The organism is Klebsiella michiganensis, from assembly GCA_000963575.1.
Lineage (GTDB): Bacteria > Pseudomonadota > Gammaproteobacteria > Enterobacterales > Enterobacteriaceae > Cedecea > Cedecea michiganensis_A.
Genome location: CP011077.1, coordinates 1,300,433 through 1,325,823, shown reverse-complemented (window position 1 = coordinate 1,325,823; position 25,391 = coordinate 1,300,433). Strand labels below are relative to the sequence as shown.

Sequence of the window (25,391 nt, the reverse complement as noted above, 5' to 3'; positions counted from 1 at the left end):
GCCGAAGCAGTAACAATCCGTCTTGTTGTTTAAGCCTTACGGCTCTCTTTACGCACTCGCTCAATATGAATCGCGAGGAACATGATCTCTTCGTTGGTCAGCTCACGCTGATAGCTTTTTGCCAGGTGCCGCTGAAGCTTCTCCGCACAGCGCCACGCCAGCGGGTAGTTGTCCTTCACCGCCGCATGCAGCGTCTCGTCGTCATCTGCCACCGTGGTGCGGTTCAGCATTCTTTGGGCAAAGAATTTTAAATGCGTCACGAAGCGCTGGTAGCTCAGGCTCTCTTCCTGGTACTCGATTTGGAGCTGGTACTTCACGATATGCAGGATTTCCTGCATTACGCGGGTGACGTCCATCACCTCCGGCATCTCCCCTTCGAGCTGGGCGGTGACCAGGTGCAGCGCAATAAACCCTGCCTCATCCTCCGCCAGCCGTACCCCAAGGCGCCGGTCGATAATGCCAAGCGCCTCAACGCCCAGGGCAAACTCCTTTGGATACAGGCGCTTGATCTCCCAGAGCAGCACGTTGCGGATGGCCATGCCTTTCTTCTGTCGCTCAATGGCAAAATGGCAGTGGTCAGTAAGCGAAATGTAGAGGCTTTCCTGCAGCTTGCCCAGCCGCTCGCGCGCCAGTTGAATAATCCTGTCGCAGGTGGTCATCACCTCCAGCGGGATCTGGTTCAGCAGCTCGCTTAGCCTCGCCACCAGCTCGTCGCTCTGCAGGGCAAAAACCTTTTCTATTTTGCTGCGGTCGAGGCTGTCTCCCGGCTGTTTTTGAAAGCCCAGCCCCTTTCCCATCACCACCTGCTCGCGCTGGTGCTCGTCGAGGATAACCACTACGTTGTTGTTCAGTATCCTGGTGATTTCCATGGTTACCCCAAAAACAAAAAAACCTGACCCCTGGCAGAGCCAGATAATCAGGTTTTGCCTGCGATGTGCAGTAACAATCCAACCTTTACACTCTATCACGGAGGATATATCCCTCAAGCCACCAAGGCGAAAAGCGTGATAGCGATCGCTGCTATTGAGTTTTAACCTCCGCAGCAAAAAGCTTGCGGTACTGGTCGTCAAACTGCGTCGCGTTCCACTCCCCGTCAAACACAGTCCAGGTAATGTACCCCCGGTTCAGCCAGCCGGTATCGGTATCTGAGTCCACCGGCGTCAGCACTTTTTCACTCATGATTTGCTGGGCTTTGCCGTCCGGCAGCAGCTTGTAGTAGTGCTGCGGTACCGGGTTACGCTCGTTCTCAACAAATTTCACGCCCTTAACGGCCTTCTTCTCCAGCGGCGGATAGTTGATACTTAGCCCAGACCCCGCAGGCAGAACCGACTGGCCCGGCTGCCAGGTTTTTGCCAGCGTATCCACGAGGCCCACCACATAATCGACGGAATCCGGCCAGTATTTATGGGTACTTGGCCAGCCGGACTTCATCTCCTGCTCGCTGAGAATATAGCCAATACTGGCGGCAATCGACGGGTAACCATAGCGAACCGCGCGAGCGGCGGCGCCGATGGTGCCGGAGTTAAGCTGCGCCACGCCGGTGTTAGGGCCATCGTTAACGCCGGAAATGACCAGGTCCGGCGGCGTCTCTTTCATTACGCCCAGCACGCCAAAATCAAGTGCGTCCGCTGGCGTACCCGGGAAGCAGTAGCGCTTATCAGCCACTTTTTTGACGTCGAAAATTTTATTCGGCTTGAAGGTAATGGCGGAGCCAATACCGCTTTGATTGGTGGCAGGGGCAACCATCCAGACATCATATCCTTTCGCCGCCAGCTTCTCCTGTAATGAGGTTGTGCCCACGGACTGGCAGCCATCGTCATTGACCAGCAGAATGCGCATTGGGCGCTCTGCGGCAAAGGCAGAGCCCGCCATTAACGTAAGCAGCAGCCCGGCGATAATGTTCTTTTTCATGTTCACTCCTTATTTATAACGTCATCAGAATAAATTAAACCGATATTCAACGCGCACGGTTCCCCCCACGCCTTTCGCGCGACGGAAGCTATGGTTATTCTCATCGAGAGAAGGCATTTTGGCAGAGGTTAATTTCCAGCTATAGCTCGGCCCAAACCCGGCGAATACGTTCAGGCCTTTTAGCTGCGGGCTATGCCAGAGGAAATAGCCGCCATATTCCCACTCCTTTAAACTCACACCTTTATATTCCATGCCAAAGCCGTAATTGCCATACAGGCCAATTAATAACTCAGGCATAAACTGGTACTGGCTGTATAAATACAGCATCTGCTCACCGTCATTGATATAATCGTTGCCTTCACCGTCGGCTTTGCTATTAAATGCGCCGCGGGTGTTTTTACCAAAGTGCCAGTAAAAATGCCCCAGACCGCTGTCCAGAGGCGCTCGCGTATGCGACCAGCCAACCCCGGATTCAGACCGCCCGGACTGATAGCCGACCAGGGCAAACAGGTGCTGTGCGCTGCGGCTAAACCCACGAGCGCCCTCCCATTCGCTGAGCCCACGGGCGTAATAGTAGGTGCTTCTTGCCAGCAGATTGACATCTTCGCCCAGCGGCACGACGGCATTGGCCTCGACCCCATGGCGAAGGAGATAGCTGTCACTTTCGGCGGCGATATAGCTGATTTTACTGCCCTGAGCGGGCACCCAGCTCAGCTCGCCGGTCGCGATATAGTCAATCTGCTTGTTGGATTTCAGGGTTCTGAAACGGCGTTTTTCCGGCTCATCTCGTTCCGAAAAGCGGTTAACGACGGCCACCCTGGCACCAAAATCATCCCAGGCAAGTTCAGAGCTGATCCCTTCCCAGGTGCTTGGTGCCGCGCGGCTACGGGTCACATTTAGCGCTGCAAATTTATAGAGCTGCCGCCAGCCAGCCCAAAGGAACAGGTGCCGCTGCGGATCGCCCCAGCGCGCTTTGGCATACCACTGCCCAAGCTTGTTGAAGCCCTGCGCTTTGCCGTTTTTATCCCGCAGTAAGTCTCTGCCATAAAATGCATCGTTGGCATACAGCTTCGCTACGCCATACCACGACGCATCGACGCCAACGTGATCCCACAGCCAGCCGCTTTGCCAATCCAGATGGAGCGCCTGAGCCCAGGCATTCTGATCGCCAATGCCCTGGTCTGACATAGCATCCGTGGTATTGAGCATCCAGACATTTTTCAGCGTGGCATCAAGATGGCTGTCCGTGAGCAGCCCGCCGTCATAACGGGAATCATCCGCCAAAGCATCGGAAATGCCTGCAAAACTCAGCAGCAGTATCACGCCGCCTGTTATTTTTGTGTGTGAGTACATGGTAAAAGTCCCTTGTTTTAATAAAAAACAAGCAAAAAAAAACCTAAGTTTCACCCCCGACAACCGGAGAGAAAACTTAGGTTTTGCCTGTTAGACAGTAACAATCCTTTATGTAATTTATGCCGTCATACTGTCATCACTCGGAAATAAGCTCCAGCTTTAAATAATAGAAAGATTAAAAATTGTGAAGCTGATTCAGAATTGAATGCAAGAAAGGAAATAGCTCAACAAAAAAACCGTCAATTAAAAGATAAATTAACGGTTTTTGTCGAAAACTTTATTTTAACGCGCCAATAACATTGGCGATTTCACCGGAGGTTTTTAATGTACGAACAACAGTAAACAGCGCCGTTGCTTCAACGTATTCTTTACGCAAATAACCGAGCCACTGTTTAATCCTCGCCACGTGATACAGCCCGGTATCGCCCTGTTTTTCCAGGCGGCTGTATTTTTGCAATAACGTAACGACATCGGCCCACGGCATCCGCGCTTCGTTGTATTTAATAACCCGGCTCAGGTTCGGCACATTCAGCGCCCCACGCCCAATTATCACCGAATCGCACCCGGTAGCCGCCAGGCAATCCTGCGCGCTTTGCCAGTCCCAGATTTCGCCGTTAGCGATGACCGGAATCGACAGCCGCTGGCGAATTTCTCCGATGGCGCCCCAGTTAATCAGCTCGGCTTTGTAGCCGTCTTCTTTTGTCCGCCCGTGAACCACCAGCTCTGTAGCCCCTGCCTGCTGTACTGCATCCGCAATTTCAAACTGCCGTGCCCCACTGTCCCAGCCGAGGCGAATTTTTACCGTGACCGGTAAATGCGCGGGCACAGCTTCACGCATGGCTTTCGCGCCGCGGTAAATGAGCTCGGGATCTTTGAGCAAAGTCGCACCGCCGCCGCTGCCGTTGACCAGTTTTGACGGGCAGCCGCAGTTTAAGTCCACCCCCCAGGACCCCAGCTCGACCGCACGAGCCGCGTTCTCAGCCAGCCACTGTGGGTACTGTCCCAGAAGCTGGACGCGTACCAGCGTTCCAGACTGTGTGCGGCTGGCGTGATTAAGCTCGGGGCAAAGTTTGAGAAAGGATTTAACCGGTAAAAGCTGATCGACCACGCGAAGAAATTCGGTGATACAGAGATCGTAGTCATTAACCTCGGTAAGAAGTTCGCGGACTAAAGAGTCGAGAACGCCTTCCATCGGGGCAAGAAGAACACGCATGACGCATCCGATAATATTTGTGTTGTTATCCCCTCACCCCGACCCTCTCCCCTAGGGGAGAGAGGGAAAACATGGGACTCAGCTAATTCCCGCCCCTAACGGGGAAGAAGAAATACAGGGCGCCTTTAATCCCCTCTCCACTTTCAGGGAGAGGGTTAGGGTGAGGGTATGAAACTTACTGCGCAGCCGCTGGTTTACGCGGTGGACGGCGGCGACGGGCATTATCCCCTGCCGGCTTCGCTGCGCCTTCACCTTGCGGTTTACCGCTGCGGCGCGGAGCGTTGTTACGTTCCCCGGCGGCATTTGCGTTCCCGCCGTTACCACCGCGACGCTGGCCCTGGCCCTGGCTTTGACCGCCGCGACCGCCCTGACCACCACGACCACCGCCGCCACGCTGCTGACGGCCATTCACGATTGGCTCAGCCGGAATTGACGGATCAACATCAAAACCAGGCAGGGCGATACGTGGGATCTCGCGCTTCAGCAGACGCTCGATGTCGCGCAGCAGCTTATGCTCGTCCACGCACACCAGAGACAGTGCCTCGCCGGTGGCCGCCGCACGACCGGTACGGCCAATACGGTGCACGTAGTCTTCCGGTACGTTCGGCAACTCATAGTTAACAACGTGCGGAAGTTCTTCAATGTCCAGGCCACGAGCCGCGATATCGGTCGCCACCAGCACGCGAATACCACCGCTTTTGAAGTCAGCCAATGCACGCGTACGGGCGCCCTGGCTCTTGTTGCCGTGGATAGCCGCCGCGGTAATACCGTCTTTTTGCAGCTGCTCCGCAAGGTGGTTAGCGCCGTGTTTGGTGCGGGTGAACACCAGCACTTGCTGCCAGTTACCTTCGCCAATCATCTGCGACAGCAGTTCCCGCTTGCGCTTTTTGTCCACAAAATGAACATGCTGGGTGACCTGCTCAGACGCCGTGTTGCGGCGAGCCACTTCCACTTCTTCCGGGTTATGCAGCAGCTTTTCGGCCAGCGCTTTAATGTCGTCGGAGAAGGTGGCGGAGAACAGCAGGTTCTGGCGGCGCGCAGGGAGTTTAGCCAGCACGCGACGGATGTCATGAATGAAGCCCATGTCCAGCATACGGTCGGCTTCGTCCAGCACCAGGATCTCGATTTGATCGAGTTTTACGGCGTTCTGGTGTTCAAGATCCAGCAGACGACCAGGGGTTGCCACCAGCACATCCACGCCGCCGCGCAGCTTCATCATCTGCGGGTTAATGCTCACGCCGCCGAAAACAACCAGCGAGCGGATATTTAAATATTTGCTGTAGTCGCGGACGTTCTCACCAATCTGCGCCGCCAGTTCGCGGGTTGGGGTGAGGATCAGCGCACGCACAGGGCGACGGCCCTTCTGGTGAGGTGCGCTGTCGGTCAGACGCTGTAACAGCGGCAGGGTAAAACCTGCGGTTTTGCCGGTACCGGTTTGGGCACTGGCCATCAGGTCACGGCCTGATAAGACTACCGGGATTGCCTGCCGCTGGATTGGGGTAGGCTCACGATAACCCTGCTCTTCCACCGCACGCAAAATATCGGCATTCAGGCCGAGAGAATCAAAAGACATAGGAACTCCAGAACCGCCCTGACCGCATTGTGCGGTGTAGTTTCCAGGGGGAACATCACGCGCCAGCGCTAAGCTGGCGAAGAGAGGAGGCGCAAACCACGGCGCCGTTCGCGAGCAGTGTAGCAGTTTTTGTGATCTTCCGCATAAATTCTCACTTTCTGTGCCACCGGCAGAATAAAGCCTCGCGCTGGACAGGGTTGATAACTTTGCTTACTCTTAATCAATCGATTGATTAATATTTTAAGAGGTCGGTATGACACCTTCGCCGACGCCCGTCACCAGCCGGGGCGAACAGGCTAAAAATACGCTAATCAGCGCCGCCATTGCGCAATTTGCCGAGTACGGCTTGCACGCCACAACGCGAGATATCGCCGCACAGGCCGGGCAAAACATAGCCGCGATAACCTATTACTTTGGCTCCAAAGAAGCGCTTTATATGGCTTCCGCGCAGTGGATTGCTGACTTTATCAGCGGTAACTTTCACGAGCATGTTGCGGCCGCAGAAGCCTTGCTGTGCCAGCCCGCCCCCGACAAAGAGAAAATACGGCATCTGATCCATACCGCGCTCGGGCAAATGCTAGCCCTGTTGACCGCAGACGATACCCTCAACCTGAGTAAATTTATTTCCCGCGAACAGCTTTCCCCCACCGCCGCTTATCAGCTTATTCACCAGCAGGTTATCGACCCGATGCACTCCCTGCTAACCACGCTGGTGGCGCATTACACCGGGCGGGATCCTTTTGATACCGACACCATCTTGCATACCCACACGCTGCTCGGCCAGGTGCTGGCCTTCCGGCTTGGGCGAGAAACCATCCTGTTGCGTACCGGCTGGCCTCAGTTTGACCAGGCAAAGGTGCAGCAAATAAGCCGCGTGGTGCTGAGCCACGTTGATTTCATCCTGCAGGGATTATCCGTAAACAGAGGAAACGCTAGTGATGAACAATAAGAAGCCGGTGATTGCCGTCATTGTGATAATAGCGCTCGTGGCCGCGGCGTTTGGCGGCTGGAAGTGGTATCAGAGTCAGCAAAACAGCGAGCTAACGCTTTACGGCAACGTGGATATTCGCACCGTTAACCTCAGCTTCCGCGTGGGAGGTCGACTCGCGGCGCTTGAGGTCGATGAAGGCGATGCTATCAAAACCGGTGAACCCCTTGGGCTGATAGATAAAGCGCCGTATGAAAATGCTTTGCGTCAGGCCGAGGCCAACGTTGCGGCCGCCCAGGCCAAATACGATTTAATTATTGCGGGCTACCGCGACGAAGAAATAGCCCAGGCAGCGGCGCAGGTTAACCAGGCGCAGGCGGCCTATGATTATGCGCAAAACTTCTATCAGCGCCAGCAGGGACTGTGGGCGACCAAAACCATCTCGGCGAATGATTTAGCCAACGCCCGTTCATCAAGCGACCAGGCAAAAGCCACGCTGAAAGCGGCCCAGGATAAGCTCAGCCAGTACCGCAGCGGCAATCGCCCGCAGGAAATTGCTCAGGCGCAGGCCAGCCTTCAGCAAGCCAAAGCGCAGCTGGCTCAGTCGCAGCTTGATCTGCAGGACACCACGCTGCTCGCCCCTTCTGACGGCACGTTGCTCACCCGGGCAGTTGAGCCAGGCAGCATGCTTAATGCGGGCAGTACGGTGCTCACCCTTTCACTCACTCGCCCGGTGTGGGTTCGCGCCTATATTGACGAAACCAATCTGGGGCAGGCCAAACCCGGCAGCGAACTGCTGATTTATACCGATGGCCGCCCGAACAAGCCTTACCACGGCAAGGTGGGCTTTGTGTCCCCGACGGCGGAGTTCACCCCCAAAACTGTTGAAACCCCGGATCTGCGCACCGATTTAGTCTATCGCCTACGCATTATTGTTACCGATGCAGATGACGCACTGCGTCAGGGCATGCCCGTTACGGTGAAATTCAACGGTGGAACCCAGCATGAGCAGCAATGACGCAGTCATTCGCCTGCAGGGGCTGGTTAAGCGTTTCCCTGGCCTTGAAAAACCGGCCGTCGCCAGCCTGGATTGCGAAATTCACGCCGGGGCTGTCACCGGACTGGTAGGCCCAGACGGCGCGGGGAAAACGACGCTCATGAGGATGCTTGCCGGGCTGCTGCAGCCGAGCGAAGGCACCGCCTCAGTTATCGGCCTCGATCCGATTAAAGACGATCGTGCCCTGCATGCCGAACTGGGCTACATGCCGCAGAAATTTGGCCTGTACGAAGATTTAACGGTCATGGAAAACCTCACCCTCTATGCGGACCTGCGGGGCGTTACCGGAGAGCAACGTAAGAGCACATTTGCCCGGCTGCTGGAATTCACCTCACTGGGGCCATTTACCGAACGGCTGGCGGGCAAGCTCTCGGGGGGGATGAAACAAAAGCTAGGCCTCGCCTGTACCCTTGTCGGCCAGCCGAAAGTACTGTTGCTGGATGAGCCTGGTGTGGGCGTAGACCCTATATCCCGGCGAGAATTGTGGCAAATGGTGCACGAGCTGGCGGGCGAAGGCATGCTGATCCTCTGGAGCACATCGTATCTCGATGAAGCCGAGCAGTGCCGGGAAATTCTGCTGATGAACGAAGGCGAGCTGCTTTACCACGGGGCGCCGAAAGCGCTGACGCAGAAGATGGCCGGGCGTTCGCTGCTGGTCAGCCATGAGCAGGAGAATAACCGCCAGCTTCTTCAGCGCGCTCTGAAGCTACCGCAGGTCAGCGACGGCGTGATTCAGGGGCGCTCGGTGCGGCTGATCCTTGCCAAAGAGGCAAGCGTGAGTGACCTGGCTACCGCCCTGAACGTGCCCGAGTCTGGCCTGAAAGAGACCGATCCACGCTTTGAAGACGCCTTCATTGATTTGCTGGGAGGGGCCGCCGCGAACGAATCTCCGCTCGGCGATATTCTTCATACCATTGACGGCGAGTCCGGGGAGACGGTGATTCAGGCCGAAGAGTTAACCAAAAAATTCGGCGACTTTGCAGCAACCGACCACGTTAACTTTGCCGTTAAGCGGGGAGAAATCTTCGGACTGCTTGGCCCCAACGGGGCCGGCAAATCCACCACCTTCAAGATGATGTGCGGTTTGTTAGTCCCCACTTCGGGCAAAGCGCTGGTGCTGGATATGGACCTGAAGACCAGTTCCGGAAAGGCGCGCCAGCGTCTGGGCTATATGGCACAAAAATTCTCCCTCTACGGCAACCTGACGGTGGCGCAAAACCTACGTTTCTTCTCCGGGGTGTATGGCCTTCGCGGACGTGCTCAGCAGGATAAAATTGCCCGCATGAGCGAAGCATTTGCGCTGAAGCCTATCGCCAATAGCACCACGGATTCGCTGCCGCTGGGCTTTAAGCAGCGGCTGGCGCTTGCCTGCTCGCTGATGCACGAACCGGATATTCTGTTTCTCGACGAACCCACTTCCGGCGTGGACCCTATTACCCGCCGTGAATTCTGGCTGCATATCAACAGTATGGTTGAGAAAGGCGTGACTGTGATGGTGACCACTCACTTTATGGATGAGGCCGAATACTGCGACCGCATCGGGCTGGTGTATCGCGGCAAGCTGATTGCCAGCGGCACGCCGGACGATCTGAAGCAGCAGGTGGCGGATAGCGAGACGCCAGACCCTACCATGGAGCAGGCGTTTATTGGGCTGATTCACGAATGGGATAAGGAACACAGCGATGAGCGAACATAGCCCAGGGATATCGTGGCGCCGCGTGCGCGCCCTGTGTGTGAAAGAAACCCGGCAAATCGTGCGCGATCCCAGCAGTTGGTTAATCGCCGTGGTTATCCCACTTCTGTTGCTGTTTATCTTCGGCTACGGCATTAACCTTGACTCCAGTCGCCTCCACGTCGGCGTGCTGATTGAGCAGCAGAGCGAAGACGCGCTGGACTTCACCCACGCCATTAGCGCCTCGCCGTTTATTGAGCCCACCATCAGCGATAACCGTGAGCAGTTGATTCAGCTGATGCAGGCCGGAAAGATTCGCGGCATGGTGACTATCCCTCCCGATTTTGCGCAGAATATGGCTCGCCCCGGCGCAACGGCCCCGATTCAGGTGATCACCGACGGCAGCGAGCCCAATACGGCTAACTTTGTTCAGGGGTATATGCAGGGGATCTGGCAACTTTGGCAACAGCAGCGGGCAGAAGATCGCGGGGAGCATTTTGAACCCTTAATCGACGTGCAGCTGCGCTATTGGTTTAACCCCGCCGCCATCAGCCAGCACTTTATTATTCCCGGCGCGGTGACCATCATCATGACGGTCATTGGCGCGATACTGACTTCTCTTGTGGTGGCTCGGGAATGGGAGCGCGGCACCATGGAGGCTCTGCTTTCCACCCAAGTTACGCGGGCTGAACTGCTGCTCTGCAAGCTGGTGCCCTATTATGTGCTGGGGATGTTAGCCATGCTGCTTTGCATGCTCGTGACGGTGTTTATCCTCGGTGTCCCCTGGCGCGGCTCGCTGGTGCTGCTGTTTCTGATAACCAGCCTGTTTTTACTCAGCACGCTGGGCATGGGGCTGCTGATTTCCACCATTACGCGTAACCAGTTCAACGCCGCCCAGGTCGCACTGAACGCCGCATTTTTACCTTCTATTATGCTGTCAGGCTTTATTTTCCAGATAGACAGCATGCCGGCCATTATCCGGGCAGTGACCTACGTCATCCCGGCGCGCTACTTCGTCAGTACCCTGCAAAGCCTGTTTCTGGCGGGGAATATCACCTCAGTGCTGATCGTCAATACGCTGTTTTTGATTGCCTCGGCGGTGATGTTTATCGGCCTCACGGCGCTGAAAACCAAACGCCGGCTCGATTAAGGGAGAAAGCATGTTTTATCGTTTATGGACGTTAATTCGCAAAGAGCTGCAGTCGCTGCTGCGCGAGCCTCAGACCCGCGCCATTCTGATTTTGCCGGTGCTGATTCAGGTGCTTTTGTTCCCGTTTGCCGCCACGCTTGAGGTGACCAATGCCACCATCGCTATCTATAACGAAGACAACGGCAACCACTCGATTGAGCTAACCCAGCGCTTTGCTCGCGCCAGCGCCTTCAGCCACGTACTGCTGCTAAAAAGCCCTCAGGAGATACAGCCGACTATAGACAACCAAAAAGCGCTTCTGCTGATTCGCTTCCCGGCGAACTTTTCGCGGGATATTGCCAGTCAGAATCCGGCGAAACTGCAAATTCTGCTCGACGGGCGTAACTCAAACAGCGCGCAGATTGCCGCGAATTACCTCCAGCAAATCGTCAATAACTATCAGCAAGAGCTGATGGCCGGCATGCCTGAACCCAACAACAGCGAGCTGACAATCCGCAACTGGTATAACCCTAACCTCGATTACAAATGGTTTGTGGTACCGTCGCTGATTGCGATGATAACCACCATCGGGGTGATGATTGTGACCTCCCTCTCGGTGGCTCGCGAACGCGAGCAAGGCACGCTCGATCAGCTGTTGGTTTCCCCGCTGGCTACCTGGCAAATTTTTGTTGGCAAAGCGGTTCCCGCCCAGATTGTCGCGCTGGTACAGGCCACCATTGTGCTGGCGGTGGGTATTTGGGGTTATCACATCCCCTTCTCCGGCTCGCTGCTGCTGTTTTACTTCACGATGATTATCTATGGGCTGTCGCTGGTGGGGTTTGGGCTGCTGATTTCCGCCCTCTGCGCAACCCAGCAGCAGGCGTTTATTGGCGTGTTTGTCTTTATGATGCCGGCGATTCTACTTTCCGGCTATGTCTCACCGGTGGAAAACATGCCGGTGTGGCTGCAGGATTTAACGTGGATAAACCCCATTCGTCATTTCACCGACATTACCAAGCAGATTTACCTGAAGGATGCGAGCTTTGGGATTGTCTGGCAGAGTCTGTGGCCGCTCCTGGTCATTGCGGCCACAACGGGATCAGCGGCGTACTGGATGTTTAGGCGAAAGATTGCGTGACTTGTCTTTCGCGAGCAGGGAGAAGATAGCCGGTCCGGCGAGCATTGCCAGGCCGGCGAGCGCCAGAATCAGGTGACTCTGCACCACGCGTGACAGCAGCCACAATGCAATCATCGCGTTGCCAAAATACCAGGTGGTGGTCAACTCTTCGAGGAAATCACCAATGTCGCGCAGCAGGCCGGTGTGAAAACGCTGGAAGATAAACATCATCACCACGGTGGCAACATAAAGCAGGCACAGCCCCACGCCCACGGGGATCAGGGTCGCGGTTTTCCAGCCAACGAGCAGCGCAGCGACCACCGCAAGATGCAGCATAATCTGCCAGCAACCCAGTCCGGTTCTCACTCTTACACGTTGTTGCCACTTCATGCTTTATCTCCTGGAATATTTCTTCCTGTTAATCAGAGTACGCAAGTGTACGGAAATTTCCTCAATACGCCCCCTTTTTGTGACAGATATTGCAATATATTTCCGTTCAGACAGGCAAAAGTACCGGGAGGAAATGCAAAACTGCGGGGAAAACCCCTCTCCCGAAGGAGAGGGAGGGGCATATTAACGGCGATTGCCAAAGATACGCAACAGCATCAGGAACAGGTTGATGAAGTCGAGATACAGCGTCAGGGCACCCAGAATCGAGTACTTCCGCAGCATTTGCGCGTCGCGGGTATCAATTTGCTCGCCGATGTTTTTCAGTTTCTGCGTGTCATAAGCGGTTAAGCCCACAAACACCACCACGCCGATGTAGGTGATGGCCCACATGAGCGCATCGCTTTTCAGCCAGAAGTTAACCAGCGAAGCCAGAACAATGCCGATCAGCGCCATAAAGAGCATGTTGCCGAAGCCGCTCAGGTCACGTTTGGTGGTATAGCCGTAGAGGCTCATAGCGCCAAACATCCCACCGGCCACCACAAACGTGCTGGCGATAGACGAATAGGTGTACACCAGGAAAATGCTCGCCATGGTCAACCCGGTCAGCGCCGAGTAAAGCATGAATAGCGAAGTCGCCACGCCGGCGCTAAGCTTATGCACCATGCCGGAGAGCACAAAAACCAGCCCCAGTTGAACGATAATCAAACCAAAGAAGGTGATTTTGCTGGAGAAGACAAATTCCATAACCGCCGGGGTATTCGCCGCGTACCACGCGATAAAGGCGGTTAAAAGTAGACCGCAGGTCATCCAGCCGTATACTTGCGCCATAAAGGTCTGAAGACCCGTATTGGCGCGCTGTACGATAGTCTCATTGGGACGCGGGAATCGGTCCATGATGCTTCCTCTGTGTTGTGAATTAAGCTTCTAACGCGAGCTGTTTGGCTCACCCGCTTTAAGATTAACACATCCCACAAACCGCGTAGACTACCAGCGTTTAGCCGCCTGCTTATCGCTGTCTCTGGCTTCGACCCAGCGATCCCCTTCGGCGGTCGCCTCACGTTTCCAGAACGGGGCGCGGGTTTTCAGGTAATCCATGATGAACTGGGCGGCTTCAAACGCCGAGCTACGGTGCGCGCCCGTCACGCCCACAAAGACGATTTCATCCCCAGGCCACAGCTCACCGATGCGGTGAATCACCGTCACACGCTGCAGCGGCCAACGGCTTCTGGCCTCGGCCACAATTTCCGCCAGCGCTTTTTCGGTCATTCCCGGGTAATGCTCAAGCGTCAGGGCACTGACGCTATCGCCGAGGTTATGATTGCGAACTTTACCGGTGAAGGTCACGACCGCGCCATCTTCATCGCACTGCGAAAGCCACTGATACTCTTCGCCGACGTTAAAATTCTCGCGGCCAACAATGATTCGGGTGCTGTCCATTTAACCTCCGGTCACCGGTGGGAAAAAGGCCACTTCGTCGCCCTTCGCCAGCGGATGATCGAAGCTCACCAGCGTTTGATTGACCGCGGCCAGCAGCTTGCCGGACTCCAGCGCCAGCGCCCAACGGCTGCCTTTGTCGGCCAAAGCCGCGCGCAACTGCTCCACATCGCCGTAGGCTTCATCCAGCGTCAGGCTGTCGCAGCCAACCAGTTCACGTACCTGGGCAAAAAACAGGACATTAAGCATGGTTTTCCACCTTAAAATCGCCGGATTTTCCGCCGCTTTTTTCAAGCAAGCGTACCGGGCCGATGACCATGTCTTTTTGCACGGCCTTGCACATGTCATAAATGGTCAACGCGGCGACGGAGGCCGCAGTCAATGCTTCCATTTCTACACCGGTTTTTCCCGTCAGGCGGCATACGGACTCGATGCGAACGCGGCTGTGCTCGGTCTGAGCCTCGAGCTGTACTTCTACTTTGCTTAGCAAAAGCGGATGGCAAAGCGGGATCAGTTCCCAGGTGCGTTTAGCGGCCTGGATCCCCGCGATACGCGCGGTGGCAAAAACGTCACCTTTGTGGTGGCTGCCATCTACAATCATCGCCAGCGTGTCCGGGAGCATGGTGACAAACGCTTCGGCGCGGGCTTCACGTACCGTTTCAGCCTTGGCGGACACGTCCACCATGTGCGCTTCCCCGGCGGCGTTAATATGGGTCAAGTGCGACATAACTTACTTCTTAATATGTGGGTGGAAATTGCACGGGCGCTGACGGGCATCCAGCTGAGGCTGAATGATATTTTCCCAGGCCGTTCGGCAGGCCTTGGTTGAGCCCGGCATGGCAAAAATCAGCGTTTTGTTAGCCATGCCCGCAACGGCGCGAGACTGCAGTGTGGATGTGCCAATCTCTTCAAAGGAGAGCATACGGAACAGTTCGCCAAAACCTTCAACTTCTCGATCAAAAAGCGGAAGAAGCGCCTCAGGGGTCTGGTCTCCGTCGGTAAATCCGGTGCCGCCGTTAATCAACACCACCTGAACCTGCTCATCGGCAATCCACTGTGAAACTGCGGCCCGGATGGCATACCGGTTTTCTTTGACGATAGCTTTGTCTACCACCTGATGCCCCGCTTCCGTGGCAACCTCACTCAGGTAGTGGCCCGAGGTGTCGTCATCTTCACCACGACGGCTGGACACCGTCAAAATAGCAATACGTGCCGGGATAAACTCTGCGCTTACCTGACTCATCGATATTCTCCTTGTGGGCAGGCTCTAGCCGCCGATATACGACAGATTTTGGGTGATGCCGGTATTACCGTCATGCAGGAAATGGGTTTGCTTTTTCTGCGCCAGCGCGGAAGAAATACGCCCTTCCAGCTCGCTTTGCTGGGCGTCATCCGCTAACAGATCGCGAAGCGCAATCCCCTGCTCGCCGAACAGGCAAAGATGAAGGTTGCCGATGGACGAAACGCGCAGCCGGTTACAGCTGGCACAGAAATCTTTCTCATACGGCATGATGAGCCCGATTTCCCCTTTATAGTCGGGGTGGCAGAAGACCTGGGCGGGGCCATCGCTACGCTGGCGAAGCTGATGCACCCAGCCGCGTTCAAGCAGCTGGTCACGAATCGTTTTGCCGGAGATATGGTGTTTACGGAAAAGCGTGCCGCCATCGCCGGTTTCCATCAGCTCAATGAAGCGGAGCTGAATAGGACGAGGTTTAATCCAGGCGAGAAAGGTCTCGAGCTGATTGTGGTTTACGTCGCGCATCAGCACGGTGTTCACTTTTACTCGCTCAAACCCCACGCTAAAAGCGGCGTCAATCCCTTCCATCACCTGCCGAAATTTATCCTGGCCGGTGATGGCGTGAAACTGGCGGGCATCCAGGCTGTCGACGCTCACGTTAAGGGCGGTAAGCCCCGCATCACGCCATGCGTTCACATCCCGGGCCAGGCGATAGCCGTTGGTCGTCACTGCAAGCTGGCGAATCGACGCGTTTTCGCGCACCGCGGCGATTATCTCGGTAAAGTCGCGGCGCAAAGAGGGTTCCCCGCCGGTCAGGCGCACCTTTTCTGTTCCCAGGGCGGCAAAAGCCCGGGTTATGCGGCGGATTTCATCGACGTTGAGGAAGCTTTTATTGGCCACACCGTGTGGCTTGTAGCCGTCGGGCAGGCAATAGCTGCAGCGAAAGTTGCAGACGTCGGTAATTGATAAGCGCAAGTAATAGAACTTACGCGCAAAAGCATCGGTAAGCTGGGACACTGAATACACCTTTCCAAATACGGGAGATGCAGTCATTTCTTCCTGCACCCTGGCAACCTCAAGGGCTGCGGCCAGGGCACCTTATCTTGTGACTTAGGTACCAGGGCTTGAGTGTGTGTTACTGCGATAGTAGCGCGACATCTTGCTTCGCGCTATATCAGTTTTCGCTATATAAATCCATACATAACGAGATGATTGCTTAATTTCGCTACAGAGTACTTAAAAAGCTAACTTTTACTTTGATATGCATCATTATCCACAGAGCAAGAATCGTCTTTTTGGCACTTTTACGCTACCTTAAGCGCCTGTATGCCTCTTAAGGATTATCTTTTCTATGCGTAATCGCACGCTTGCAGATCTTGATCGGGTTGTCGCGCTGGGCGGCGGGCACGGCCTGGGTCGCGTAATGTCATCCCTCTCCTCTCTTGGCTCACGTTTAACCGGCATTGTCACCACTACCGACAACGGCGGCTCAACCGGACGCATTCGACGCTCTGAAGGTGGGATTGCCTGGGGAGATATGCGCAACTGCCTGAACCAGCTAATCACCGAACCAAGCGTGGCATCAACAATGTTTGAGTACCGTTTTAGCGGTAACGGCGAACTTTCAGGACATAACCTCGGAAACCTGATGTTAAAGGCGCTGGATCACCTCAGCGTGCGCCCCCTGGAGGCAATCAATTTAATTCGTAATCTGCTGAAGGTGGATGCACAGCTGATTCCAATGTCGGAACATCCGGTCGATTTAATGGCTACCGACGATCAGGGCAACACCGTTTACGGCGAAGTGAGTATCGACCAGTTGCTCAATCCACCACAGGATCTGGCGGTCTACCCGAAAGTTCCCTCCACGCGTGAAGCCTTAGAGGCCATCGCCGAGGCCGATTTAATTCTGATTGGTCCCGGCAGTTTTTACACCAGCCTGATGCCGATACTGCTGCTGGAAGAGATGGATCAGGCGCTGCGCCGCACGCCAGCCCCAATGGTGTATATCGGGAACCTGGGCAAAGAGCTCAGCCCGGCTGCAGCCAGCCTTTCCCTGCGCCAAAAACTTGAATTAATGGAACAACACATCGGAAAACGCGTTATCGATGCCCTGTTGGTTGGCCCGCAGGTAGACGTCAGCGAAGTGGGCGACCGGCTGGTAATTCAGCAGCCGCTGGAAGCCAGCGACATCCGGTATCGCCACGACCGCCAACTGCTGCGAGCGGCCCTCGAACAAGCCGTGCAGCAGCTCGGTTAAGCTTTGTCGATTATGACGCGGCGATAAACAGTTCGCGCAGCTTGTGGAGTTGGTCGCGAATCTGCGCCGCCTCTTCAAACTCCAGATTCTGCGCGTGCTCCAGCATTTTGGTTTCGAGCTGGTGAATTTTCTGCTGCAGCGCTTTCGGCGTCATCACTACTTCATCATCTTCAATCACGCTGCGCGCTTTGGTTTTAACCCGCCCTTTGGTTTTCGCCATGCCTTCGCCAAGCTGCAGGACGTCCACGACTCGCTTATTGAGGCCCTGCGGCGTAATGCCATTTTCTTCGTTATAGCGCTGCTGCTTCTCACGGCGGCGTTCGGTTTCACCAATCGCTTTCGCCATCGACGGCGTTATTTTATCGCCGTAGAGAATCGCCTTACCGTTAACGTTACGCGCCGCACGGCCAATGGTCTGAATAAGCGACCGTTCGGAGCGCAGAAAACCTTCTTTATCGGCATCAAGGATCGCGACCAGCGACACCTCCGGCATATCAAGACCCTCTCGCAGCAGGTTGATCCCCACCAGGACGTCAAACTCACCGAGGCGTAAATCGCGGATAATCTCCATGCGCTCCACGGTGTCGATATCCGAGTGCAGGTAGCGCACGCGCTCACCGTGCTCTTCCAGATATTCGGTCAGGTCTTCCGCCATCCGCTTGGTTAAGGTCGTCACCAACACACGTTCATTGATTGCCACACGCTTGCGAATTTCTGAAAGCAAATCGTCTACCTGCGTTGCCACCGGACGAACTTCAATCACCGGATCAAGCAGCCCCGTCGGACGAACAACCTGGTCAACTATGTCACCGCCGGATTTCTCCAGCTCGTAGTTACCCGGCGTCGCTGACACGTAGATGGTTTGCGGCGCCAGTGCTTCAAACTCTTCAAATTTTAACGGCCGGTTGTCCAGCGCCGACGGCAGGCGAAAACCGTATTCCACCAGCGTTTCTTTGCGGGCGCGGTCACCGCGATACATGCCGCCAATTTGCGGAATGGTGACGTGAGACTCATCAACCACCAGCAGGCCATCGGCCGGAAGATAGTCAAAAAGCGTCGGAGGCGGTTCGCCAGGCCCTCGCCCGGACAGGAAGCGAGAGTAGTTTTCAATCCCCGAGCAGTAACCCAGCTCGTTCATCATCTCAAGATCAAACTGAGTACGCTGCGTAATACGCTGCTCTTCCAGCAGCTTGTTGTTGGCCAGCAGCACTTTGCGACGGTCCGCCAGCTCAACTTTGATGTCTTCCATCGCCTGCACAATACGCTCGCGCGGCGTCACGTAGTGCGATTTAGGGTAGATGGTAAAACGCTGAATGGTCTGATCGATTTGCCCGGTAAGCGGATCAAACAGCGACAGTCTTTCAACTTCTTCATCAAACAGCTCCACGCGCAGCGCAAGATCGTCTGATTCTGCCGGGAAGATATCGACCACTTCCCCTCGGACGCGGAACGTACCGCGCTGGAACGCCTGATCGTTACGCGTGTATTGCAATTCAGTGAGGCGACGCAGGATCGAACGTTGATCGATGATCATGCCCTTCGTCAGGTGAAGCATCATCTTCAGGTACAGATCAGGATCGCCCAGACCGTAGATAGCCGACACGGATGCCACCACGATGACGTCCCGGCGTTCGAGCAGCGCTTTGGTCGCCGACAAACGCATCTGCTCGATGTGTTCGTTCACCGAGGCATCTTTTTCAATGAAGGTGTCAGAGCTGGGCACATAGGCTTCAGGCTGATAGTAGTCGTAATAGGAGACAAAAAACTCAACCGCATTGTCCGGGAAGAACTCTTTCATTTCGCCGTAAAGCTGCGCCGCCAGGGTTTTGTTCGGCGCCAGCACCATCGTTGGACGCTGGAGGTCGGCTATTACGTTTGCCACGGTGAAGGTTTTGCCTGACCCCGTTACACCCAGCAGCGTCTGGTGTGCCAGCCCATTTTCTAGCCCGTCTTTCAGGCGAAGGATTGCTTCCGGCTGGTCGCCAGAAGGTTTAAATGCGGAATTCAGTTTGAACGCTTTACTCATGAACGGGCTACCTGATGAAGAAACGAGCGGGCCGGAGAGTAATTTTACCCGGCAGCACGATTTTTGCCAGTAGAAAACTGTATAAAACACCAGTTATCATTTTTACTACGCCCGCTAACGACCGTTTTTACCGCGTTGTTTGCCCACAATTTGCTCCTTAGGCAGATAAATCTCCAGCCGCTAGCGGTTATCCCCAAATTTTTTCGTCTTTTAACATTTGTCAAGCGAGGTAAGGAAACCTCTGGCTAATGTTTGACAGTTTTATTGCAGTGGTTGCTTTTATTTAACAACTTGAATTTAAATGAATATTTCGCAAAGACCGGTTTCGCGTCAATTTGCCCGCAGGCCGCGTCCGCTCTCGCTTTCTTCAAGTTTTCTAACTCTAATACACAAGGTTATCCACAGGAATGGTGGATAACTGCATCAAGCCCTTTTGCTTAGCCACTCGGAAAAATCCCTGATCTTTCTGTGTTGGGGGCAAAAAAAAAATTTTGCTAAATTTTTTGCTTTTATTCATTCGATTTCGCTATACCCCGGCGCTTTGAGCAAGATCCCGAAATGAAGATATATCCTGAGGTTAAACGGCGTTTTATTGCACCAAATTCGTTCTTTTTAGCACCTGCCAGGTGCAGTAAAGTTAACGCCTGCATGTCTCTTTCACCGTTACCGGGAAGCAATACTCAGTTTTATCCTGAACTGAGAGGTTCTTTCAGGTGTTATCACCAAGCTGGCAAGCTAATTGCAGCATATCAAGGGGGGAAACGACTCCCCAACCCTGGAGATGAGCCATGCTTAGCTTACACGCTGTTAATCAGTTTTACGGTGATAATCACATATTGTGGAACCTCGACCTCGAACTGACCCCGGGAGAATGCACCTGCGTGCTTGGCGCGCCGGGCCAGGGAAAAACCACGCTCGTAAACTGCATTACCGGCTATTTGCCGGTACAAAGCGGCAGCATGCTGTGGCAACAGGCGGGTCAGCCGCCGGAGGAGCTGGTCAATAAACCCGTTGAGCGCCGGACTGCGCTGGGTATCGGCTATGTTCCACAGGACAGGCGCATCTTCTCCCAGCTTAGCGTTGAGGAAAACCTTCAGATAGCGATGATGGCGGGTCATCAGTCACCCCGGGTCATTCCTGCGCTGATTGATGACCTGTTTCCCGAACTCTACAGCCTGCGACAGGTGAAAAGTGGCGAACTCGGCGGAGATATACAGCAGCAGTTAGCGCTTGCCCGGGCGCTGGTCTTAGAACCTAAGCTGCTGATCCTGGATGAGCCCACTCTCGGCGGAGGGCATCGGTTTATTACGGAAATGGGCAACCTGATTCGGCGCTTAAACCGCGATTTCGGGTTGACGATTCTGCTGGTTGAACAGCGACTGCCGTTTATACGCCGGGTAGCGGACAAGTTTTGCCTGCTGCATAAAGGCCGAAATGTCGCACAAGGGAATGTTTCGCAGCTGGACGACAATCTCGTTGCAGGCTGGCTTGAACCCTGAGCAAGGTCTCTGCTAGAGGTTTTTCAGCTTGGTCTGAAATGCTGGATTGAGATCCGCCATCGCGCGATGCAGGTTGCACTGCCGGGTCACTTTTGCGATATCCAGCAAAGGCGAAGGTATGGCCTTCACGCCTGAGCTGTTCATCCAGCGTAAAACCGCCTCGAGATTCCACAGCGCGGTTTTCCCGTCATGTACCGGCGCTGGAAATGCCTCCCGGGAAACCATGATCTTGCGTATATACTGCCGGGACACGCCCAGCAGTTCCGCTACGTCACTCAACCCCACCAAATCAGGAGCCGCCTCAGCCAATAAAGCGCCAGGAATAATGCCTGAAACGTCCTTCAGCGCGCTGAGCAAGGCATCTTCTGCGGTGTCGGCCTCGCGGATGAAATTCAGGGCAATACGCCCCGTCACACCGATACCAACCAGAGCATCATCACACCCCCCGGCGCCCAGCGCACCAACCCACTTCTCCGGATCTTTTTGCCCTTTGGGTAGCGTAAAAATAAGCGTAAACGTGTATGCCGCCATGGCCTTCTCCTTGTTAATGCAGGGCGCTGCGTGGGGCCATATTTGCACATCCATCCACAAGCCTGCGAATTTGTCTGGCATGGTTCTCTGCGCTGCGAGGCGTGCCCCAGACACAGCTGATGCAAAACTCCCCGCACCGGCATGCTTTATCATTCCATGGGCAATAAAGTTTTCCCCAGCAATGCGAGCCGCCCTCTTTCACCCGCCAGCCCTGACATTCTGCGTAGCTTAATGCCGCCTCTATCTCTTTTTGCGGGTGCCGTTTTCTTGCCATATCTCCTCCGGCTAAAAAAGCATCTCATAAAGGTTGTCACATGACAACTGAAATCATGAAATACTCTATCGACGTTGCTACCGGGAAAGAATCCTTGTCTTTAGGGAAAATGTTAAAGCGGGAGCCAGCCCGAGGCTTCGCTGCGGGCGTGGCTTTTGTTGCAGTCGCCTTGCGGCTTAGGCCGTAATAACGGTGAGATTGAGGTAGTGGCCAAGCGCGGTTTGATCGCCGATATCCTCAAGCCAGGGAATCTCTCCCAGCAGCGGGGCCGGCAGCCGCTGTTTGAGGGTGGCAAGATATTCTGCGTGCCTTTTTCCGGCTGGTTGAACGCCGTTTGCTATCCAGCCTGCCAGCGGCAACCCGGCCGCCAGCACCGCCTGCGCCGTGAGCATCGCATGATTAATGCAGCCAAGCTTCACGCCCACGACCAGAATGACCGGCAGCTGCTCGCTGATGGCCCATTCGGCAAATGTCGTGGTGTCTGATAGCGGCGTAAACCAGCCTCCCGCTCCCTCAACCTGAATCCAGTCGGCTTTGTGAGCCAGTTTTTCCAGCCCTGCGGACATAGCAGAAAAGGTAATCGGGCGTTGCTCTTCAGCACTAATGATGTGCGGAGAGGTCGGCTCAAGAAAAGCCAGCGGATTGATCTCCTCATACGGCAGTTTGACCGCACTATTGCGCTGCAGCGCTAACGCGTCGCTGTTGCGAATGCCCTCAGGCGTCATTTCACTGCCAGAGGCCACGGGCTTATAGCCCACGGAACGATAACCGGCAGTATTCGCCGCCTGCAGCAGCGCACAGCTAGCGACGGTCTTTCCTACTTCGGTATCGGTGCCGGTCACAAACCATTTTTTAATCACGTTCAATTACTCCAAAAATTATCTGCCAGCTAAGAGAGTACTGCCCGTCTTGCCGGGGCCACGCTGCGCTCAGCCGCTGCAGCTGCCCGCGCGTCAGCAGGGTATTTTTGCGACCATCGTGCAGGTGGGTGGCGCCTACGCCTTTCAGCGAGCGCATAGCGCTCATGGCGTCGGGAAAGCGCTGGCTGACCGTGCGGCTGGCTAATACGCAACGCCACGGTCGACACGCCTGTTCTATCTCGGTCAAGGATAAAAACTGGTTGGCATGCGCCCGTGTATCGATCCCACGCCAGGCCTCATGCAGTTCAGGCAGTGAACCTGCCGCAAGCGTAGTAAATGCAACGCACCCACCCGGTTTTGTCACGCGGTAAAGCTCGGATAAACCTTGCTGCAGATTGCCACACCACTGAACGGCAAGATTGCTCCACGCCAGGTCGACCTGCTCATCGTCCAGCGGAACAGACTCAATATCTCCTTCCAGGAAACGATGCGCCGACTGGGTTTGCCGGCACCGCTCAAGCATCGCTTTCGAAATATCCAGCGCCAGAACTTCGCTTCCTCTATCCCGCCAGATTCGGCTGTACCAGCCGGTGCCGCAGCCCGCATCCAGCACGCTGGCTGCGGGGCGGTTTGTCACCTCTGCCAGCAGGTTATCGCCGCAGACACGCTGTAACTCGGCAAAGCGCTCATAGCTGCCGGCAGCCCGACTAAACGCCGCGGCAACGGCCACTTTATCAACAAGCTGAGTCATGGAGCGCCTCCAGCAATGCGTCTATGTCGCCTGAGGTGTGGGCCGCCGTGAGGGTGATACGCAGGCGGGCGCTTCCGGGGGGAACGGTAGGCGGGCGAATGGCGGTTAACCAGAAACCCCGCTCTTTCAGGCGGGAGGCGAGATCCAGCGTGCGCTGATTATCACCCACTATCAGCGGCTGTATAGCGCTGCCGGAATCCGCCAGATTCAGCGAGAGTCGGGCGGCCCCCTGTCGAAAACGTTGAATATTTTCAGCAAGTTTTGCTCGGTGTTCATCTCCCTGTTGAATCACCTTTAACGCGGCCTGAAGCGAGACGGCCTGCGCCGGCGGCATGGCGGTGCTGTATATCAAGTGTCGGGCAAACTGCAGCAGATAAGTTGCCACATCTTCGCGGCACAATACCGCCGCGCCGCTGCCGCCAAAGGCTTTCCCAAAGGTCACGACCAGAATATCTGGTTTGATTTTTTGCAGGTTGCAGCTGCCTCGCCCCTCCAGGCCCTGGACACCAATACCGTGGGCATCGTCGACCATCAACCAGCCGCCTGCCTGTCTTGTCGCCCGTGCAATGTCAGGTAAGGGCGCGGCGTCCCCGTCCATGCTAAAAATACCTTCGGTAAGGACGAGCCGCTCGCCTTCATGCGGTTTAACAAGCTGCGCCGAAAGCGCCTGAACGTCGTTGTGATGAAATCTGCGTAGCTGAGCCGGGCTTTGGATTGCCGCTTCCATCATTGAGGCATGACAAAGTTTATCGGCAATAAGCATGTCCGTTTTTTGCGCCAGCGCGGAGATAACAGCCTGGTTCGCGGTGTAGCCGGAGATAAACAACAGCGCTCGCTCAAAGCCGAGCCAGTCTGCAAGCTGTGCCTCAAATTCCTGATGCGCGCGGCTATACCCCGTGACGTGGCCAGACCCGCCGCTGCCAACGCCGAACTGCATCGCGCCTTTTTGCCAGGCCTCCACGATGTGCGGGTGGTGACTCAGCCCCAGATAGTCGTTACTGGAGAAGTTTAAATATTCCCGGCCGTTGGCCGAAAAAATACGCCCGTTACCGAGCGTATTGGCCTGCCGGGTGCGAAGGCTTGCGCTGGCTCGCCGTTCGCTTAAAGCCCCGGAGATTCGCTGCGTCCAGCTCATACCGCCGCCGCGTTGTAATAATTGTCGGTATCTGCGTTAAGGATCTGCCCGGCAAGCTGCTCCTGCTGTTCTTTGTCGCCCATTTCGGTGGTGGTTTGCTGCGGATTAAGCCCAAGCTTGCGGAATAGCTGCAGATCTTTGTCCTCTTCCGGGTTCGGCGTCGTCAGCAGTTTGCAGCCGTAGAAAATGGAGTTTGCCCCGGCCATAAAACACATCGCCTGCGTCTGCTCGCTCATCTGCTCACGGCCTGCGGAAAGGCGCACGTATGAGGTTGGCATCATGATACGGGCCACCGCGATGGTACGAATAAAATCAAAGGCATCCACGTCTTCGTTATCCGCCAGAGGTGTGCCTTTGACTTTCACCAGCATGTTGATAGGTACACTTTCTGGCGGCGTGGGCAAATTCGCTAATTGCAGCAGCAAACCAGCGCGGTCGGTGACGGTTTCACCCAGCCCGACAATCCCCCCGGAGCAAACTTTGATTCCCGCATCACGGACTTTATCCAGAGTGTCCAGACGTTCCTGATAGGTTCGGGTAGTGATGATGTTGCCGTAGAATTCCGGGGAGGTGTCCAGATTGTGGTTGTAATAGTCCAGCCCTGCGGAGGCCAGACGCTGCGCCTGTTCCTCGGTCAGCGTTCCGAGCGTCATGCAGGTTTCCAGCCCCATAGCGCGAACGCCCTGCACCATCTGCTCAAGATAAGGCATATCCCGCTCATGCGGATTCTTCCAGGCGGCCCCCATACAAAAACGGGTCGAACCTGCGTTTTTAGCCTTGCGGGCGGAGTCCAGCACCTGCTCAACTTCCATCAGGCGTTCGGCCTCCAGGCCGGTTTTGTAGCGGGCGCTTTGCGGGCAATATTTACAGTCTTCCGGGCAAGCGCCGGTTTTGATCGACAGCAAGGTACTGACCTGTACCTGCCGGGGGTCGAAATGCTGGCGATGCGTTTGCTGGGCTTCAAACAGTAAATCCAACAAAGGTTTTTTAAATAAAGCAGTGACCTGCGACATTGTCCAGCGTGCGTGGTGAGCCATGGGG

Annotated in this window: 25 protein-coding genes; 7 read left to right on the top strand and 18 right to left on the bottom strand. The window is 55.4% G+C overall.

What is annotated here, in order from left to right; genetic code table 11:
- Nucleotides 1-29: 29 nt before the first annotated feature.
- The 5 genes from VW41_06305 to VW41_06285 form a co-directional block, all read right to left on the bottom strand.
- Nucleotides 30-869, bottom strand: coding sequence for a transcription antiterminator LicT (locus tag VW41_06305; GenBank protein AJZ88670.1), 840 nt, complete (start codon nucleotides 867-869; stop codon nucleotides 30-32).
- Between the two features lie 151 nt (nucleotides 870-1,020).
- Nucleotides 1,021-1,911, bottom strand: coding sequence for a 5'-nucleotidase (locus VW41_06300; GenBank protein ID AJZ88669.1), 891 nt, complete (start codon nucleotides 1,909-1,911; stop codon nucleotides 1,021-1,023).
- 24 nt (nucleotides 1,912-1,935) lie between these two features.
- Nucleotides 1,936-3,264 carry an outer membrane porin, OprD family protein gene (locus VW41_06295; GenBank protein ID AJZ88668.1) on the bottom strand — a complete coding sequence of 443 codons (1,329 nt, stop codon included), beginning with the start codon at nucleotides 3,262-3,264 and terminating at the stop codon, nucleotides 1,936-1,938.
- Nucleotides 3,265-3,541: 277 nt separating this feature from the next.
- Entirely contained in the window at nucleotides 3,542-4,477 is a 936-nt protein-coding gene (locus VW41_06290; GenBank protein AJZ88667.1) for a tRNA-dihydrouridine synthase C, read from the bottom strand.
- Nucleotides 4,478-4,652: 175 nt separating this feature from the next.
- Nucleotides 4,653-6,050, bottom strand: a complete 1,398-nt coding sequence (locus VW41_06285; GenBank protein AJZ88666.1) for an ATP-dependent RNA helicase RhlE — start codon at nucleotides 6,048-6,050, stop codon at nucleotides 4,653-4,655.
- A gap of 253 nt (nucleotides 6,051-6,303) precedes the next feature.
- Here VW41_06285 and VW41_06280 point away from each other — a divergent pair, with 253 nt between their 5' ends.
- Genes VW41_06280 through VW41_06260 form a run of 5 tightly spaced genes read left to right on the top strand, consistent with a single transcriptional unit; the run spans nucleotide 6,304 to nucleotide 11,974 of the window.
- The gene (locus VW41_06280; protein ID AJZ88665.1) at nucleotides 6,304-6,999 is read left to right on the top strand and encodes a transcriptional regulator; all 696 of its coding nucleotides are present in this window, start codon (nucleotides 6,304-6,306) and stop codon (nucleotides 6,997-6,999) included.
- Entirely contained in the window at nucleotides 6,989-7,996 is a 1,008-nt protein-coding gene (locus tag VW41_06275) for a membrane protein (GenBank protein AJZ88664.1), read from the top strand. Before VW41_06280 ends, VW41_06275 begins: the two co-directional genes overlap by 11 nt.
- Nucleotides 7,983-9,731, top strand: coding sequence for a multidrug ABC transporter ATP-binding protein (locus tag VW41_06270; protein AJZ88663.1), 1,749 nt, complete (start codon nucleotides 7,983-7,985; stop codon nucleotides 9,729-9,731). Before VW41_06275 ends, VW41_06270 begins: the two co-directional genes overlap by 14 nt.
- On the top strand, nucleotides 9,718-10,857 hold the full coding sequence (locus VW41_06265) for a membrane protein (protein AJZ88662.1): 1,140 nt from the start codon (nucleotides 9,718-9,720) through the stop codon (nucleotides 10,855-10,857). Before VW41_06270 ends, VW41_06265 begins: the two co-directional genes overlap by 14 nt.
- Nucleotides 10,858-10,867: 10 nt before the next feature.
- Complete coding sequence (locus tag VW41_06260) at nucleotides 10,868-11,974, top strand: membrane protein (protein ID AJZ88661.1); 1,107 nt, start codon at nucleotides 10,868-10,870, stop codon at nucleotides 11,972-11,974.
- Here VW41_06260 and VW41_06255 read toward each other — a convergent pair.
- From VW41_06255 to moaA, 7 genes are all read right to left on the bottom strand, one after another.
- On the bottom strand, nucleotides 11,936-12,343 hold the full coding sequence (locus tag VW41_06255) for a membrane protein (GenBank protein ID AJZ88660.1): 408 nt from the start codon (nucleotides 12,341-12,343) through the stop codon (nucleotides 11,936-11,938). The two genes, VW41_06260 and VW41_06255, sit on opposite strands and share 39 nt — an antisense overlap.
- A 183-nt stretch (nucleotides 12,344-12,526) precedes the next feature.
- Nucleotides 12,527-13,237 carry a membrane protein gene (locus VW41_06250; GenBank protein AJZ88659.1) on the bottom strand — a complete coding sequence of 237 codons (711 nt, stop codon included), beginning with the start codon at nucleotides 13,235-13,237 and terminating at the stop codon, nucleotides 12,527-12,529.
- A gap of 90 nt (nucleotides 13,238-13,327) precedes the next feature.
- Nucleotides 13,328-13,780 (bottom strand): molybdopterin guanine dinucleotide biosynthesis protein MoaE, encoded by a 453-nt coding sequence (gene moaE / locus VW41_06245; protein ID AJZ88658.1) that lies wholly within the window; start codon nucleotides 13,778-13,780, stop codon nucleotides 13,328-13,330.
- Nucleotides 13,781-14,026: a molybdopterin synthase small subunit gene (gene moaD, locus VW41_06240; GenBank protein AJZ88657.1), complete on the bottom strand. Its 246-nt coding sequence runs from the start codon at nucleotides 14,024-14,026 to the stop codon at nucleotides 13,781-13,783.
- A complete protein-coding gene (moaC, locus tag VW41_06235; protein ID AJZ88656.1) occupies nucleotides 14,019-14,504 on the bottom strand; it encodes a molybdenum cofactor biosynthesis protein MoaC in 486 nt (161 codons plus the stop codon). The genes moaD and moaC overlap by 8 nt, the downstream gene beginning before the upstream one ends.
- A 3-nt stretch (nucleotides 14,505-14,507) precedes the next feature.
- Nucleotides 14,508-15,020 carry a molybdopterin biosynthesis protein B gene (locus VW41_06230; protein AJZ88655.1) on the bottom strand — a complete coding sequence of 171 codons (513 nt, stop codon included), beginning with the start codon at nucleotides 15,018-15,020 and terminating at the stop codon, nucleotides 14,508-14,510.
- Between the two features lie 24 nt (nucleotides 15,021-15,044).
- Nucleotides 15,045-16,067, bottom strand: a complete 1,023-nt coding sequence (gene moaA, locus VW41_06225; GenBank protein AJZ88654.1) for a molybdenum cofactor biosynthesis protein A — start codon at nucleotides 16,065-16,067, stop codon at nucleotides 15,045-15,047.
- Between the two features lie 298 nt (nucleotides 16,068-16,365).
- Here moaA and VW41_06220 point away from each other — a divergent pair, with 298 nt between their 5' ends.
- Nucleotides 16,366-17,274: a hypothetical protein gene (locus tag VW41_06220; GenBank protein AJZ88653.1), complete on the top strand. Its 909-nt coding sequence runs from the start codon at nucleotides 16,366-16,368 to the stop codon at nucleotides 17,272-17,274.
- A 10-nt stretch (nucleotides 17,275-17,284) separates the two neighbouring features.
- Here VW41_06220 and VW41_06215 read toward each other — a convergent pair whose 3' ends face one another.
- The gene (locus VW41_06215; protein ID AJZ88652.1) at nucleotides 17,285-19,300 is read right to left on the bottom strand and encodes an excinuclease ABC subunit B; all 2,016 of its coding nucleotides are present in this window, start codon (nucleotides 19,298-19,300) and stop codon (nucleotides 17,285-17,287) included.
- A 788-nt stretch (nucleotides 19,301-20,088) separates the two neighbouring features.
- On the opposite strand from VW41_06215, the gene VW41_06210 reads away from it, so the two are divergent.
- The gene (locus VW41_06210; protein ID AJZ88651.1) at nucleotides 20,089-20,799 is read left to right on the top strand and encodes a branched-chain amino acid ABC transporter ATP-binding protein; all 711 of its coding nucleotides are present in this window, start codon (nucleotides 20,089-20,091) and stop codon (nucleotides 20,797-20,799) included.
- A gap of 12 nt (nucleotides 20,800-20,811) precedes the next feature.
- On the opposite strand, the gene VW41_06205 is transcribed toward VW41_06210, so the two are convergent.
- The 5 genes from VW41_06205 to VW41_06185 all read right to left on the bottom strand — a co-directional run bounded on the left by VW41_06205 (nucleotide 20,812) and on the right by VW41_06185 (nucleotide 25,387).
- Nucleotides 20,812-21,330: a DNA-binding protein gene (locus VW41_06205; protein ID AJZ88650.1), complete on the bottom strand. Its 519-nt coding sequence runs from the start codon at nucleotides 21,328-21,330 to the stop codon at nucleotides 20,812-20,814.
- Between the two features lie 450 nt (nucleotides 21,331-21,780).
- Nucleotides 21,781-22,464, bottom strand: a complete 684-nt coding sequence (gene bioD, locus VW41_06200; GenBank protein AJZ88649.1) for a dethiobiotin synthetase — start codon at nucleotides 22,462-22,464, stop codon at nucleotides 21,781-21,783.
- Nucleotides 22,457-23,215, bottom strand: coding sequence for a biotin biosynthesis protein BioC (locus tag VW41_06195; protein AJZ88648.1), 759 nt, complete (start codon nucleotides 23,213-23,215; stop codon nucleotides 22,457-22,459). Before VW41_06195 ends, bioD begins: the two co-directional genes overlap by 8 nt.
- Entirely contained in the window at nucleotides 23,199-24,350 is a 1,152-nt protein-coding gene (locus VW41_06190; GenBank protein ID AJZ88647.1) for an 8-amino-7-oxononanoate synthase, read from the bottom strand. Before VW41_06190 ends, VW41_06195 begins: the two co-directional genes overlap by 17 nt.
- Complete coding sequence (locus tag VW41_06185) at nucleotides 24,347-25,387, bottom strand: biotin synthase (GenBank protein ID AJZ88646.1); 1,041 nt, start codon at nucleotides 25,385-25,387, stop codon at nucleotides 24,347-24,349. Before VW41_06185 ends, VW41_06190 begins: the two co-directional genes overlap by 4 nt.
- Nucleotides 25,388-25,391 lie beyond the last annotated feature (4 nt).